Here is a 14736-nt window from a genome sequence, read left to right as displayed (position 1 = left end):
ACCCAGCTCTCTTTAAAGCTGGTGATATCAAGATCCAGTGATTGCGCCGCTTCGATTTGCTCAATTGCCTCTAATTCTTTATTTACACTATTCATCGTCAATGTGTTGTTGTCTAACTCAAACACTTGTTGTTGAGTTTTGTAATAGAACTTAAGCGTAGTGAGCGCTTTTACATCGTCATTGCTCGCGGCTGCTTTAATGCTTTTTAGTTTACGAAATATTTTGTTGTGCAGTTGCTTGAGCTTCCAAACGTACAGCACCTCTTCCATGTATGGTCGAGTTTTAATTTGGTTCAATAAAGAGAGGGAAGTTGCGACTGCGAGAACGACACCAATCAAATTCCAATGAAAGTTTCCCGTTGATTGTTCAGGTACGACTTCAGTGTTGCCAAACAAAACAATAAGCAAGGTACTAAAGGCAAGAGATGAGATAGCGAGCAACGCAACAAAACCGCCAATCACCAGGTTTACTTTCTTTTTATAAATGTCTTTATTTATCTTTTTGATTTCCATATACCGCTCCTAACAGGGTTGCCTCCTATTCTAACCAGCACACTCCGCACGACAATCGAAGCTTTGTAAGTAAGTTCACATTTACTATTAAACTCGCATCCCTTCCCTGCTTGGGTATATACTTCCGCGCATTCACTCTTCCTATATAGAGGCTAAATTCATGCGCTCTTTTGTTTTACGAGCTCGCGCGGCGCCAACCACCAGCAAAGCACTATTAGAAGGTGTTGGTAACGAGGCGCATACCGAGATCCTTGCTCATACCATGATGAACACCATGTTCGTGGCACAATCTCACCGTGAAGATGTGGTTGTCCACTTGGTATTAGAGAGCACGAAGGATTACTCGCGCACGATTACCATTCGTTCAAACGACATTACCAATATTGGTGGTTTTCACGAGTCAACGTTGATCGCTGCCGTTGCCCGTGCGTTAGACGCATCTGTTGGTATGGGTAAAGAGCAGCTTCGTGAAGTCGAACCTGGTATCACCGTTCGTACAGTGAGCTTCGAACGCTTGGTTCAAGAACTAGCCGAAGATCACCAGCTTTATATGTTGGACAAGAAAGGCGAATTTGTTCGTGACACAGAAATTGGTGAAAACCCATGTTTCTTGCTAACCGATCACATCCCGATGCCGAAGAAGTCGTTCAACAGCTTGAAGCGCCTAGGTACTGAGAAAATCAGCCTTGGGCCTAAGATGCTGTTTGCTTCTCAGTGTGTAGTACTGATCCACAACGAACTGGATATCCGCGAATTCTAGTTATTCGCGTACACGTTGCTAGATGATGAAAGAGGACTCGATTGAGTCCTCTTTTTTGTTTCTGATTTTCTATACCGCGCTTATTTGCCGCCAATACTCAAGCGAGCAAAACGCACATCTGGCGCGAAGAAAGTGCGGCTATCATTAATAAGCTGGGTATCACCCACAGCTTCTACTTCTTGCAGCATCTTGTAGAAGTTACCTGCAACTGTAATTCCGCGCACAGGTTGAACACGTTGACCATCACGGCACAAGAAACCACTCGCACCAAATGAGAAATCACCACTGACAGCATCTGCACCAGAGTGAACCCCTTGCAGCTCCACTAATTCTAGGTATTCACCTGCTTTGACTTCTGGCGCACTGCTGTTGCCTGTCGTAATCACTTTGTGATTCGCTGACACGTCTAAGCTCGATTTTGCACCGCGAGCAGCACTTGCCGTCGACACTGCACCCAAATAACTCGCTGTTTGGCTATTGTGCAATAGCGTATTCAGTTGGCCATTAGCGATCAACACATTATCTTGGGTGGCAAAACCTTCACTATCAAACCCTGCGATAGCCATACCATTCGGCATGTATGCCGCATCGGTAAAGGTGAGAAGTTCACTTGCAACGCTTTGACCAAGCTTGTCACCCAGTGGCGAGATGCCTTTCATCGCACTCACACCAGAAAACGCACTGCCGAAAGCACCGAATAAACTTGCTAGCGCATTGATGTGGAAGATAGCAGGGTAGTTACCTGTCGCAACCGGTGCGCCTTCAAGAAGATCACGAGCAAGGTTGTAGCCACCTTCGATACAGTAAGCTGGATTCAACTCATCAAAACGGCGACCCAGTGACATTCTACCCGCCATTGACTGTTTGCCGTCTTTTTCAAACAAGGTATACGCGTAACAAGTGAACGAGCGCTCGAAGTGTTGACACAATGTGCCTTGAGTATTGGCAATGATTAGTTGTGTTTCGCCATCGCTGTAACCATTGTAAGGTGCGCTAGAAGCGTGAGGCAGAGCTACTACACCTTGCTCAAGAGCGAGAGACAGTTCGATTTTTTCGTCAACAGAAGTTGTATCTTCTTGCGCAATCTCAGCAACATCAGTCGCGATTTGGCTGTTCACGCAGCTAATAGTCTGATGCTCATCTTGCTTGGAAAAGCGAGCGCTTTGCAGCGCGTTTGTGAGCATCAAATCTAAACTTGGTTGCTCGAGTGATTCAGAATAACTTGTCGCGACACGAGCATCTTTAATAACTCGAACACCCAGCACTTGACTTGAGCTTACTTTGTACTCATCCAGCTTGCCTTGGTTTGCTTTCAGCGAAAAGCTGCTGTTGCGGTTTACAATGACGTCCGCTTCTGCGCCTTGACGCTTTGCTTCTGATAGGACGTAATCAACCGCATTAAGAAGTTGTTGTTCTTGGCTCATTAGTTACCGCCTCCTACCAGAATGTTATCGACTTTCAGTGTTGGCTGACCAACTGTTGTTGGTACTGAACCACTTACTGAACCGCACATGCCCGGCGCAAGCGCCATATCTTTGCCGACCATGCTGATTTCTTTCAACACTTTTGGACCGGTGCTGATCAGCGTTGCTGTTTTCAGAGGTTTGGTGATTTTGCCATTTTCAATGAGATAAGCTTCACGCACGGCAAAGTTGAACTCACCCGTACCCGGTTGAACCGAGCCGCCGCCCATCTTCTTCGCGTAGATACCACGCTCGATGCCTGCCAGCATGTCATCAAGTGAATGCTCGCCTTCTTCGATAAAGGTGTTACGCATCCGCGAGGTTGGTGCGAACTTGTAGTTCTGACGACGACCAGAACCCGTAGGCTCATAACCTGTCTTCATGCCACCCATTTTATCGACCATAAAGCTGGTTAGCTTACCGTCTTTGATCAATTGAGTTCGCTGAGTCTTCATGCCTTCGTCATCAACATGAATCGAGCCCCATTCGTTGGTCATGGTGCCATCATCGACAGCATTCACTGCAGTGTGAGCAACCATTTCGCCCATTTTGTCGTGGAATACGGACGCTTTCTTCGCAACCGAAGTGGTTTCGAGTAAGTGACCACACGCTTCATGGAAGATAACGCCGCCAAAGCCGCTACCAATTACCACTGGCATTTCACCCGATGGACAAGCATCCGCGCCAAGTTTCACTAACGCTTGCTGCGCGATAGTTTGACCCAGCTCTTTCGCATCTATCTGCTCACTGAACTCCCAACCGGCAAGAGCGCCAGGACCTTCCATACCAGAAGACTGCTCATTACCTTTTTGAGCAACGGTGTTACCCGCCACACGAATGTAGTGACGCGTATCGTCTACATGCAAACCTTCTGAGTTGAAGATAGACACTTGCTGCTCGCGCTGAAGCACACTACCAATGAACTGGCTGATGTACTCACTTTCTGCACGCGCAGCTTGGTCAACTTTCAATAGAAACGCGATTTTTGAATCTAAGTTGGCATCCTGACTTAACGGCATGCGGCAACCGTGTTGGATTGGGTAGCGGTTCAAATTTAAAGAACCTGCTGACGCGATTTGTTCACGCTTGTCTTTTGCCGCAAGCAATGAGGTTACGCGTTTTAGCTCGGCTTCGTCCGTGCTATTGGTGTATCCATAAAGCACTTTGTGACCGAAGAAGAGGCGAATACCGATACCAAAATCAATCCCCGAATTGACCTTGTCCACCTCACCAGATGCGATCTGGACGGTGTTAGTTTGATGATGTTCAACGAATAGTTCAGCGAAATCAGCCCCTAAAAAGAGAGCATGATCGATCACTGACTTCGCTGTTGCAGAATTAAGCATGAAGTCTCCTTGCTCGATGATCGTCTTAGCCTTCCTAATTAACTGTGAAAAAGTTCAACAAAGTTAAATTGGCAACACGTTAAATTTTAACAGTTTTTTAACCTTGTTTTGTGCTAATCCTTGCTTAACGAGACCACGATTATTTATTAAATATTCCAGGTTCTGCTCATTCACCAGAGCGTTGCACTAGTAAATTCCACACAGCAAACCATTTAGGTGCTTACTTTATCACTCACCTCGCATAATTGAATACTCATTATAATTACGCTCAAAAAACGTATCCCTTCCGCAATGGTCCTGCTATCATCCGAACGAAATAGTCGGGGGGCCACACGACAAGTGTTGGCTGAGATCGAAATTCGAGACCCGTTGAACCTGATTCAGTTAGCACTGACGTAGGGAACTATGCACACTTTGCCTTTCGTCGCCCCTCTTAGGTAAGCGATAGCGATCGAAAAATCGATCTATCTGCAACGGTCAAAGTCAGTTCCTATACGTCTTGTAGTAGGAGCGACCATGACGCAGCAATCACAACCTCATTCACATCACACGCCAGCCTTGCCTACCCCTATCGTATTGACCATCGCGGGCTCAGACAGTGGTGGCGGTGCAGGTATTCAAGCCGACATCAAAGCGATGTCCGCAACCGGCAGTTTTGCTTGCTCAGTGATTACCGCCATCACTTCGCAAAACACGCAAGGCGTTTCTGCGATTTTCCCCATTCCTCTCGACCATGTAGAGAGCCAACTTGATGCAGTATTTACCGACCTCAACATCGTTGCAGTCAAAGTGGGCATGCTAGCCGACTCCAACATCATCAAAGTTGTTGCAGACAAAATTAAACAATACCAGCCAAAACACCTCGTGATTGACCCTGTAATGGTGGCCACCAGCGGCGATTTGCTACTTGAGCAATCAGCAATCAGCACATTAAAAGAAGAGTTAATTCCACTGGCAGACATCATCACTCCTAACCTGCCAGAAGGTGCAGCACTGACGGGTAAGCCAGTGCCTCAATCAGAATCTGAAATGAACGATATGATTACCGACCTTCGTGCACTTGGTGCCAAAGCTATTCTGCTCAAAGGCGGTCATCTTGAAGAAAATGAAAACAGCAACGATCTGCTGATCATGCAAGACTGTGCCGAGTTAATCAGCGCCAAGCGTTTTCCGACCAAAAACACCCACGGTACGGGCTGTACACTGTCTTCCGCCATTGCGTCTTACCTTAGCCAAGGCAACAACCTACACAAAGCGGTGCACCTTGGTAAGCAGTACATCAGCCAAGCTATCGCACACGCTGATGAATTGGATGTCGGTAAAGGTCACGGCCCTGTGAATCACTTTTTTTCGGGTCATACTTATGTTCGCTAACGCGATTGGCATTCAGCTTTCCGACGCCAGTTTGCAATACAAAGACAGCCAAACACCGACTTTAGCGGGAGTGAACATGACCATTCCTGTCGGTCAATGGACGGTATTACTCGGACGAAGTGGCTGCGGGAAAACCACAATATTGCGTTACTTAGCTGGCCTACTGGATGACCAAGTTGACTGGCATGGCGAACTCATCACAACCGATGGCGCTGCACTGCATGACCGTATCGCTTACATGGCTCAGCAGGATTTATTGCTACCGTGGCTTAACGTACTGGATAACGTCTGCCTCAGCTCGCGCTTTTCTCACGCCAATTCAAATCCAGCGGATGAGAAACAACGCGCTCTCAACTTGTTAGAGCACGTTGGGTTGGCAGATTACGCTTACGCCAAACCCGCTCAACTCTCCGGAGGTATGCGACAGCGCGTAGCCCTTGCTCGCACTCTGATGCAAGACAAACCTTTGGTTTTGATGGATGAACCTTTCTCGGCATTGGACGCCGTGACTCGCCACAAATTGCAAACTCTCTCTGCCGAGCTACTAAAAGACAAAACCGTTGTCTTGATTACACACGATCCGCAAGAAGCAGTGCGATTGGCGCATCAACTCTATGTGTTACAAGGCACGCCTGCTCAAGCGCAGCACTTGGTTGTTCCGGACGCCAAGCCACCAAGATCTCTCGATGGAGAATGCGCAACTCTACAACAAGCGATTTTGAATCAATTGGAGAAAGACTATGAGTGATATGACTCAGTACAACTCCGTTTCGGCGCGTATCAGTAAAAAGGAGCGCGTGACCCATCCGGCTCTGCGCTTGGTCATTAGCACAGCAGTGATCTTGGGATTGTGGCAGTTGGTTGTTGTGGTATTCGACATGCCAAGCTTCATCTTACCTTCACCAATTGAAGTGCTGGATAGATTGGTCACTCGTTACGATGTCCTGCTCAAACATACTTGGGTTACCGCGCAAGAGATTTTACTTGGCTTGGCGCTTGGATTATCAATGGGTTTGCTGTTCGCATTGCAAATGCTGATGTTCGAGCCGCTGAAGCGTTGGTTACTGCCAATTCTGATTGCTAGCCAAGCGATCCCTGTGTTCGCCATCGCGCCAGTGCTCATGCTTTGGCTGGGTTACGGCATTGCATCGAAAGTAGTCATGGCGGCGATCATCATCTTTTTCCCCGTCACGACATGTTGCTACGACGGTTTGCGCAATACGCCAACAGGTTACCTCGACCTTGCCAAGACCATGGGCGCATCGAAATGGCAATTACTGCGCCATATTCAACTACCTGCCGCCCTACCAACGTTAGCGTCTGGTATTCGTGTTGCCGTAGTTATTGCGCCGATTGGTGCCGTGGTAGGTGAATGGGTTGGTTCAAGTGAGGGCCTAGGCTATCTGATGCTGCAAGCCAACGCTCGCATGATCATCGATGAGATGTTCGCGGCGCTGTTTATTCTCGCCGCACTGTCTATCACACTCTATTTCACCACTGACAAATTACTGAAAAAAGCCATTCCCTGGGAAAACAAATAGGGAAAGAAAAAGGAAGAACCCCGTGAATAAAAACAAACTCATGAGCGCTGTTGCTCTGCTCGCATCAATTGTTTCAACTAACGTACTTGCTGCCGAAAAAGAGCTTACTTTAATGCTGGATTGGTTCGTTAACCCGAACCATGGCCCTATAGTGATCGCACAAGAGCGAGGCTACTTTAAACAGCAAGGTTTGAAGATCAATATCCAAGAACCTGCCGACCCAAGCACGCCACCTAAACTAGTTGCGGCTGGCAAAGTCGATATGGCGATTTCATACCAGCCGAGCTTAACCATCGACGTAGCCGCTGGCTTACCGTTGATTCGCTCAGCAACGCTTATCGCAACGCCACTTAACACGTTGATGGTGTTAGATAACGGTAAGAACGAGAACCTTGGCGACCTTAAAGGCAAGAAGATCGGTATTGCGATCGCAGGCAACGAAGAAGCGACAATCGGCACCATGCTAGCTCAAGAGAACGTGAAGTTTTCTGACGTACAAATCATCAACGTAGGTTGGGCGCTGTCTTCGTCTCTTGCGTCTGGCAAGGTGGATGCGATTTGGGGCGGTCTACGTAACTTCGAAACCAACCAACTGGCACTAGAAGGTTATAAAGCTAAGGCCTTCTTCCCTGAAGAACACGGCGTGCCAGCGTATGACGAGTTAGTCTTCGTAGCCAATGCAAAAACCTATGATAAAGCCGCTATCAAAGCGTTCAACAAAGCGCTGGAGCAAGCGACCACTTACATCGTCAACCATCCTAAAGAGTCTTGGAAAGAGTTTGTCACTTACTCGCCAGACACGCTAAACAACGAGCTCAACCAACGCGCTTGGAATGACACGTTAACTCGTTTCGCGCTTCGCCCATCAGCCGTCGATCTAAAGCGCTATGACGATTACGCCGAGTTCATGTACTCACAAAAAATCATCGAAACGCTACCAAAAGCGAAAGATTACGTACCGAGCTTTGACTAATTACGAGGCAGTCTCATTATGAAATACCAAGATTTGATCGACGCTTGCCGCCAAGATTGGCAAGAATACACAGAACATGCCTTCGTGCAGCAATTGGCCAAAGGCACACTGGCTCAACCTTGTTTTCTACATTACTTGAAGCAAGATTTCTTATTCCTAAAACAATACGCGCGAGCTTATGCGCTGGCAATCTACAAAGCGCGTACGTTAGACGACATGCGCCGCGCACTACCAAGCGTACATGCGCTTTTAGATTCAGAGATTGCCCACCATGTTACCTACTGCGGTCAGTGGGGATTAACGGAATCTGATCTCGAAAACGAGCCGGAAGATTTTGGCACGGTGGCTTACACGCGCTACGTATTGGATGCGGGAATGACGGGCGACTTAGTTGACTTGTATGCCGCGCTCGCCCCTTGCTCCATCGGCTACGCCGTCATTGGTAAAATGCTGATTGAAGATGAAAACACGGTATTCGAAGGCAATCCTTACGCAAGTTGGATTAACTTGTACGGCGGTGAAGAGTTCCAATCTGGCGTGGCAAGTGGGGCCGAACACTTTAACCAGCTACTGGCTGAAATCGACATCCACAGCCAGCGCGGTCAAAACCTAATTCAGGTCTTCAAAACCGCAACGCGTATGGAAGTGGCGTTTTGGCAACAAGGTCTAAACGCGCAATAAGGTTAATTGGAGAATCTCATGTTAATAGAACAAATCACTCAAGCATTAACCGCAGTGCGTCAGCAAAAGCCTTTAGTCGTGAACATTACCAACTACGTGGTGATGAACAACACGGCGAACGCTTTATTGGCTATCGGTGCTTCGCCTATCATGGCGCATTCAAAGCAAGAAATGGCAGAAATGATGTCGTTTGCTGGCGCTTTGGTGATCAACATCGGCACCCTAGACAGCGTTTGGACACCGCGCATGATCTACGCTGTCGAGCAAGCCAACTCGAACGGTAAAATCGTTGTGCTCGACCCTGTCGGTTGCGGCGCAAGTTCACTGCGCACCGAAACCTCGCGCGAAATCGCCCGCCTTGCAAACAAGTTAATCATTCGTGGTAATGCTTCCGAAATCATTGCTCTCGCTGGTGAGCAAGCGCAAAGCAAAGGTGTAGATGCACTCGACAGTAGTGATGCGGCCCTTGGGGCGGCTCACTTCTTAGTTGAAGAATACGGAGCGAGCATGGTGATTTCTGGCGAGACTGATTACATCGTCACGAAGGAACAAACCGTGCAACTGAACAATGGTCACGAGATGATGCCATACGTAACCGGAATGGGCTGTACACTAACGGCACTGACGGGTGCTTTTGCTGCAGTTGGTGATAACACCGGGCTGGCTGCTGCGGCGGTACTAGGCGTTGTTGGCGAGATTGCAGCGGAACAAGCTCGCGGCCCAGGTAACCTGCAAATGAACCTGTTGGATGAGCTTTACCAGTTGGATGAAGAAGCGCTGGCAAAACGCCTAAAACTCCAAGTGAGCTAAGCTTTTCTCTAACAAATACCGGCCTCTCATTCCACCTAGATGAGAGGCCCAAAGGAAACAAAATGAACGCCTATCGTTTATATTTGGTCACCGATGACCAACAAGATTTAGCCACACTAAAGCGTGTTGTGAGAAAAGCCGTGGAAGGTGGCGTGACCATGGTACAAGTCCGCGAAAAACACGGCGATGTGCGTGCGTTTATCGAACGGGCTCAAGCCGTGAAAGACATCCTTAAAGATGCCGATGTGCCTTTGATCATCAATGATCGTAGATGTCGCACTGGCTGTCGATGCTGATGGTGTCCACCTCGGGCAATCAGACATGCCCGCAACTATCGCTCGTGAGTTGATTGGACCAAACAAAATCCTCGGCTTATCCATCGAAAATGAAGAGCAGCTTGCAGAAGCGGACTCTCTTCCGATTGATTACATCGGCTTGAGCGCTATCTTCGCGACGCCAACCAAAACCAACACCAAGAAGTTCTGGGGTATTGATGGCTTGAAGATGGCGTTAGAGACGACTTCACTGCCGATTGTTGCCATTGGCGGCATTAACGAAAGTAACATTCCGCAACTTAGCGCCACTGGTGTTCATGGCTTAGCTTTGGTTTCAGCGATTTGCCACGCAGAAGATCCAAAAGCCGCATCGGAATATTTATTAGGGTTGATGAGCTAACCTTGCTCACGCCTGAACAAAGCGCTTATGGATGAGCGCGTTTGCCTTTCAGTACTTTCAACAACCTCTCCTTTCACAACGAAGAGCTGCAATGTCACTTTCACGCTCGAATTGACAGAGCGTTGATAAGTTTTTCAGGCCAGATAACGTAAGATAAACCCCTTATTTTCACGTGGTTGAATAACCCTCAATAAAAACAAAACGCTCTCAATGAAAACCAAAAAATATGGATTGATGATGCTCGCCTTGTTTGTTCTTGGCATCATCCCAATGTCGCTGTTTGGCTCTTATCACGATCTCACCTCACAAGTGCCTGAAAGTCTGGGTATTACTTTTACTTTGCTCACTGATTCTGCTGGCAGCAAAGGCTTTTTAATTACCTTAACGCTGCTACTGCTTTCTTTATTTCGCTTTAAACCAAGTCGCATTGAGTGGATGCAAAAACTCTCAATGTTAGGGTTGTTACTTGTGATTGGCTTTGCCAGCAAAACGGGGCTAAAACTGATGACAGAAAGCCCGCGCCCATACACAGAATTGCTCGCAGCAGAACAATTGATTGAAACACCAGAAACGTTTTATCAGTTGGATACAAAGCAGCAAGCCAACGTAATTAAACAGATTTCTGAACAAGCCAGTGATTGGCGGACGCGCCATTGGCAAGGCGAGAAAGACTATTCTTTCCCGTCCGGCCATACGATTTTCGTTTCGATTTGTCTGGCTTTCTTTGGTGGGTTGTTCTTACAGAACAAGTGCTATACCTCTGCACTGTCATTATGGATGTGGGGAATGAGCGTCGCATATAGCCGCTTATGGCTGGGCATGCATCGCCCTGAAGATTTAATAGGTTCGGTCTTGTTTGTCGCGATTGTATTTACTTTACTCCCGACATTTCAGATTAAGAAACAGATGCCGTTTGTTTCTCTCGCTTCACGCTAATGTGAACGATGACTAGATAAAAAAGAAGCCAGCGATTCGCTGGCTTCTTGCTTTCAAGCGCTACTTTTTTCTAGCCATTTTTTGGTGGTTCAAACGCCGTTAGTTCTAATTCTGGGCCAGTGTATTTTTCAATACGAACCAGTGCCGAGTTCGCCGCACAGCCGTTTGCAAGTCGAGAGGTCGGAATATCCAACGTTAACACGTTACAACCGCCGTTCTTACAAATGCCGGTTTTCGGATCCAAATCCGGCCAACCGCCTTCATGAATACACACTGAACCTTGCTTGATTCGGTCAGTCACTTCTGCACCAACCAATACTTGGCCACGGTTGTTAAACGCACGAACTAGATCGCCCGTTTTAATACCACGCGCTTTCGCATCTTCAGGGTGAATCCAAATAGGTTCACGGTTTGCAATTGCGTACTCTTCGCGAATCTTCGCGTAGTTAAACTGGCTGTGTAGACGATGCGCTGCGTGCGCGGTCATTAGCTGCAACTCGCCATCTTTTGCATTGCCGGTGTACTCGGTTGGTGCCATCCACGTTGGGTGTGGAGGACAGTCTTCCAACTGGTAACCTTCAATCGTTTTCGAGAAGATTTCGATCTTACCACTTGGCGTACCTAGCGGATTCATGATCGGGTCTTCACGGAAATCCGCGTAACGAACAAACTGTGCGTTCTTCTCGCTCCACTTCATCTCGATCAGTTGGTTATCTTCCCAGAACTTGCTGAAGTTCGGCATTGCTACGCGAGAGCCACGGCCACCTTGTTGCGCCGCCTTGTAGAAGCCGTACAGCCATTCCATTTCGGTTTTGCCTTCGGTGTACACATCACGGCCACCCGGTGCTAGCATCTCCGCCATGTCCGCGAATACGTCGAAGTCATTACGCGCTTCACCTTGCGGCTCAACTGCTTGTTTCATTGGCACCAAGTGTTGGTTACTGTAGTCGCCAGTCATCGTTAAGTCGTTGCGCTCGAACGATGTGGTGATTGGTAGGACGATGTCCGCGTGCTTCGCAGCCGCTGTCCAGTAAGGTTCTGAAATCACGATCAGTTCAGGCTTTTGCCATGCTTTAATCAAGCGGTTGGTGTCTTGGTGGTGAGTAAAGTTCGCACCACCTGCCCACCAAATCATCTTGATATCTGGGAACGTCAGTTCATGGCCGTTGTGATGGTAGGATTGACCTGGGTTTTCCAACGCCTCGACAATACGCGCCACAGGGAAGCTTTGCACCGCGCCAGATACCGCCCAGTCATTACCCGCAGAAGAGCCGCCACCCAGTGATGCTGAAATCGCAGGAAGTACGCCAGCATCACGAGCAGGGTTACCACCGTTTGAGTAGTGGTAAGAGAAACCAAAACCACCGCCCGGTAAACCGATTTGACCCAACATCGTTGCCAGTGTAACCAGCATCCAGTGACGCTGTTCACCGTATTGTTGGCGCTGCATGCCCCAACCCGCCATCAGCATGGTGCGGTTTTTACTGAAGATGTCAGCCAATAGCTCAAGTTGCTTCGCAGGTACGCCACAGATTTGTGATGCCCATTCTGCTGATTTTTCTACGCCGTCTTCTTCGCCCATCAGGTACGCTTCAAATTTGTCGTAACCCGCGGTGTATTTATCGAGGAAGGCTTTATCGTGCTTACCTTGTTTCACCAAGGTGTGTGCGATACCCATCATCATTGCCACGTCGGTCATTGGGTGAGGAGCAATCCACTCCGCATTCTCACCAAAGAACTCAATGGTTTCAGAACGAATAGGGTCAATCGCAATAACCGTCTTGCCTGATTTTTTCAACTGATGGAAGAACTCAAGACCCGCGCAGTCTGTTGAGCTCCACGCGATTTTTAGAGTGTTAATTGGGTTTAAGCCCCAAAGAACCACTACATCACTGTGCTCTAGCACCACTGGGTACGTGGTTTGTTGTTCGTACACTTCGATAGAGCCCACAACGTGCGGCATGATGATCTGCGCAGCACCCGTTGAGTAGTCACCCAAGTGGCCTGAATAGCCACCCGCCATGCTCATGTAACGTTGCAGCAAGGTTTGTGCTTTGTGCAGTACGCCACTTGAACGCCAGCCGTAAGAGCCTGCAAACACAGAAGCCGGGCCATATTCTTTACGAATTCGCATGTGCTGTTCGTGGATCAGCTTGTAAGCCTCATCCCAAGACACACGCACAAACTCATCACTACCGCGCACACCTTCTGGCGACGATGGGTTTGCCAAGTAGCCTTTACGTACCATTGGGTACTTCACACGCGCCTTGGTATGCACTTGGTCAGGCCCAGTAGTTTGTAGACTATTTGGTACAGTTTGTGGAAGAGCATTAGTAGTCGAAACCAACTTACCATCTTTCACTTCACATAACATTGGGCCCATGCGGCCCGCTGTCAAAATGCCCTTGCCACGCTGGTTTGAAGACGCAACAGACATAGGTGCAAAAGAAGTAAATGCCATGGCGCCAGCCGCCATACCTGTGCCTTTTAGAAATCCACGACGGGTTAAATTAGTCATAATCTTATCCTTCTATTTATCGTTAGTGACCAACCACATCTTTCGCGTGGTGCTGGAAGAACTTAGTAAGAATTTCTAGGTTTTCGGCAGTGATGTCTGTTCGATCACCCATACTCTTCGCCACTGGTCCCCATGCGTTCACTGTGAAGTGATTTGAAGGAATTTTCGCGTGACAAGTTGCACAATAAACGTTATCTAGCTCTTCTGCGTATGACCAAACTGGGTCAAGTGTATCCACAACAGGAGAATCGATCGTGCCTGTTAGTGACACTGCGCGCCATTCGTTGCCGTAAACGTCGGCCTTAAACTCACCGCCCTCAAGAGCTTGCTGACCTTGCTCGGTTAGCGTTGCTACGATGGCACGTTGACCTTCACCCATGTACAGCACTTGCTCTGCGCCTTTCATTTGGAATGCGTCCAACTTAACAGTACGCTCATCACCTTCAGAGCTGATTACTTCTAATTTCGTCGTTGGGTTAATTTTACCCATCTCACCCATTGCGATTTCAGTCACAGGGTAAACGACTTTGGCACCAGGTGATGTTTTTGTGGTGAAGCTCATCAACGTTTCAAATGCCTTGCTGTCTAGCTCAGCTTCTGGTGCAAAGTGAGCAACGCCTTTGTGACAATCGATACACGTTTGATCGTTCGCTTTTGCGTACTCGTGCATTTTCGCTGCATCGCGAGATTGCTCAAATTCTTCCATCGCGTCAAAGTCGTGGCAAGAACGGCACGTTGCAGAGTCGTTTTCACGGAACTGCTCCCACACCATCTCCGCAAGCTCTTTGCGGTGCGCTTCGTATTTTTCTGGCGTGTCGATCTTGCCAGTCACAAACTCATGGTAGATGTCTTTCGATGCACGAATCTTCGTGATCAGGTAGTCCATCGGTTCTTGTGGAATGTGGCAATCAGAACACTCGGCACGAATGCCTTTCGCATTACTGAAGTGCACTGAGCCTTGGTACTCTTTGTAAGGGATTTCCATAGAGTGGCACGAGAGACAGAACTCAGTATCAGAGGTGTAATGCATTACCGCTGCAGTACCACCTAATGTTAACCAGCCCACACCAATGCCGGCAGCAACCAGCAGTGCAACATATCGTTTTTTTATTGACATAATTAGCAACACTTCCAAATAAAATGTAAT

General features: G+C 48.1%; 13 protein-coding genes, 1 pseudogene and 1 riboswitch. Of the genes and pseudogenes, 9 read left to right on the top strand and 5 right to left on the bottom strand.

What is annotated here, in order from left to right; all coding sequences use genetic code 11:
- A partial coding sequence (locus tag CAG69_RS15685) for a DUF3087 domain-containing protein (RefSeq protein WP_161445040.1) occupies positions 1-512 on the bottom strand: 512 nt, incomplete at its 3' end.
- A gap of 160 nt (positions 513-672) precedes the next feature.
- Here CAG69_RS15685 and trmY point away from each other — a divergent pair.
- Entirely contained in the window at positions 673-1272 is a 600-nt protein-coding gene (gene trmY / locus CAG69_RS15680; protein ID WP_053809662.1) for a tRNA (pseudouridine(54)-N(1))-methyltransferase TrmY, read from the top strand.
- Positions 1273-1352: 80 nt separating this feature from the next.
- Here trmY and CAG69_RS15675 read toward each other — a convergent pair whose 3' ends face one another.
- Both CAG69_RS15675 and CAG69_RS15670 read right to left on the bottom strand, forming a co-directional pair.
- The gene (locus CAG69_RS15675) at positions 1353-2696 is read right to left on the bottom strand and encodes a TldD/PmbA family protein (protein ID WP_161445038.1); all 1344 of its coding nucleotides are present in this window, start codon (positions 2694-2696) and stop codon (positions 1353-1355) included.
- Positions 2696-4081 (bottom strand): TldD/PmbA family protein, encoded by a 1386-nt coding sequence (locus CAG69_RS15670; RefSeq protein ID WP_161445036.1) that lies wholly within the window; start codon positions 4079-4081, stop codon positions 2696-2698. The genes CAG69_RS15675 and CAG69_RS15670 overlap by 1 nt, the downstream gene beginning before the upstream one ends.
- 311 nt (positions 4082-4392) lie before the next feature.
- Positions 4393-4500, top strand: a riboswitch (TPP riboswitch).
- A gap of 97 nt (positions 4501-4597) precedes the next feature.
- On the opposite strand from CAG69_RS15670, the gene thiD reads away from it, so the two are divergent.
- The 8 genes and pseudogenes from thiD (at position 4598) to CAG69_RS15630 (ending at position 11071) form a co-directional block, all read left to right on the top strand.
- Complete coding sequence (gene thiD / locus CAG69_RS15665; RefSeq protein ID WP_161445034.1) at positions 4598-5455, top strand: bifunctional hydroxymethylpyrimidine kinase/phosphomethylpyrimidine kinase; 858 nt, start codon at positions 4598-4600, stop codon at positions 5453-5455.
- Positions 5445-6203 carry an ABC transporter ATP-binding protein gene (locus CAG69_RS15660; protein WP_109169389.1) on the top strand — a complete coding sequence of 253 codons (759 nt, stop codon included), beginning with the start codon at positions 5445-5447 and terminating at the stop codon, positions 6201-6203. Before thiD ends, CAG69_RS15660 begins: the two co-directional genes overlap by 11 nt.
- On the top strand, positions 6196-6996 hold the full coding sequence (locus CAG69_RS15655) for an ABC transporter permease (protein ID WP_161445032.1): 801 nt from the start codon (positions 6196-6198) through the stop codon (positions 6994-6996). The genes CAG69_RS15660 and CAG69_RS15655 overlap by 8 nt, the downstream gene beginning before the upstream one ends.
- A 22-nt stretch (positions 6997-7018) precedes the next feature.
- Positions 7019-7969, top strand: coding sequence for an ABC transporter substrate-binding protein (locus CAG69_RS15650; RefSeq protein ID WP_161445030.1), 951 nt, complete (start codon positions 7019-7021; stop codon positions 7967-7969).
- 18 nt (positions 7970-7987) lie between these two features.
- Positions 7988-8650, top strand: coding sequence for a thiaminase II (tenA, locus tag CAG69_RS15645; RefSeq protein ID WP_006740999.1), 663 nt, complete (start codon positions 7988-7990; stop codon positions 8648-8650).
- An 18-nt stretch (positions 8651-8668) separates the two neighbouring features.
- Positions 8669-9460, top strand: coding sequence for a hydroxyethylthiazole kinase (gene thiM, locus CAG69_RS15640; RefSeq protein ID WP_161445028.1), 792 nt, complete (start codon positions 8669-8671; stop codon positions 9458-9460).
- Between the two features lie 62 nt (positions 9461-9522).
- Positions 9523-10135 (top strand): annotated as a pseudogene (gene thiE, locus CAG69_RS15635) (thiamine phosphate synthase).
- Between the two features lie 210 nt (positions 10136-10345).
- Positions 10346-11071, top strand: coding sequence for a phosphatase PAP2 family protein (locus tag CAG69_RS15630; protein ID WP_161445027.1), 726 nt, complete (start codon positions 10346-10348; stop codon positions 11069-11071).
- 70 nt (positions 11072-11141) lie between these two features.
- Here CAG69_RS15630 and CAG69_RS15625 read toward each other — a convergent pair whose 3' ends face one another.
- Positions 11142-13589 (bottom strand): trimethylamine-N-oxide reductase 2, encoded by a 2448-nt coding sequence (locus CAG69_RS15625; protein ID WP_161445025.1) that lies wholly within the window; start codon positions 13587-13589, stop codon positions 11142-11144.
- 22 nt (positions 13590-13611) lie between these two features.
- Positions 13612-14706: a NapC/NirT family cytochrome c gene (locus CAG69_RS15620; RefSeq protein WP_005391870.1), complete on the bottom strand. Its 1095-nt coding sequence runs from the start codon at positions 14704-14706 to the stop codon at positions 13612-13614.
- Positions 14707-14736 lie beyond the last annotated feature (30 nt).

Origin of the sequence: Vibrio sp. V43_P6S15P86, from assembly GCF_009904725.1 — a bacterium.
GTDB lineage: Bacteria > Pseudomonadota > Gammaproteobacteria > Enterobacterales > Vibrionaceae > Vibrio > Vibrio diabolicus.
Note: the sequence above shows the minus strand (reverse complement) of the source record. Positions and strands in the feature narration are given on the sequence as shown.

Bases quoted from the DNA above. Each gene is read 5' to 3' on its own strand.
- tenA (WP_006740999.1), top strand. From the start codon at position 7,988: ATGAAATACCAAGATTTGATCGACGCTTGCCGCCAAGATTGGCAAGAA.
- CAG69_RS15670 (WP_161445036.1), bottom strand. From the start codon at position 4,081: ATGCTTAATTCTGCAACAGCGAAGTCAGTGATCGATCATGCTCTCTTT.
- trmY (WP_053809662.1), top strand. From the start codon at position 673: ATGCGCTCTTTTGTTTTACGAGCTCGCGCGGCGCCAACCACCAGCAAA.
- CAG69_RS15675 (WP_161445038.1), bottom strand. From the start codon at position 2,696: ATGAGCCAAGAACAACAACTTCTTAATGCGGTTGATTACGTCCTATCA.
- CAG69_RS15655 (WP_161445032.1), top strand. From the start codon at position 6,196: ATGAGTGATATGACTCAGTACAACTCCGTTTCGGCGCGTATCAGTAAA.
- thiD (WP_161445034.1), top strand. From the start codon at position 4,598: ATGACGCAGCAATCACAACCTCATTCACATCACACGCCAGCCTTGCCT.
- CAG69_RS15630 (WP_161445027.1), top strand. From the start codon at position 10,346: ATGAAAACCAAAAAATATGGATTGATGATGCTCGCCTTGTTTGTTCTT.
- CAG69_RS15660 (WP_109169389.1), top strand. From the start codon at position 5,445: ATGTTCGCTAACGCGATTGGCATTCAGCTTTCCGACGCCAGTTTGCAA.
- CAG69_RS15620 (WP_005391870.1), bottom strand. From the start codon at position 14,706: ATGTCAATAAAAAAACGATATGTTGCACTGCTGGTTGCTGCCGGCATT.
- thiM (WP_161445028.1), top strand. From the start codon at position 8,669: ATGTTAATAGAACAAATCACTCAAGCATTAACCGCAGTGCGTCAGCAA.
- CAG69_RS15625 (WP_161445025.1), bottom strand. From the start codon at position 13,589: ATGACTAATTTAACCCGTCGTGGATTTCTAAAAGGCACAGGTATGGCG.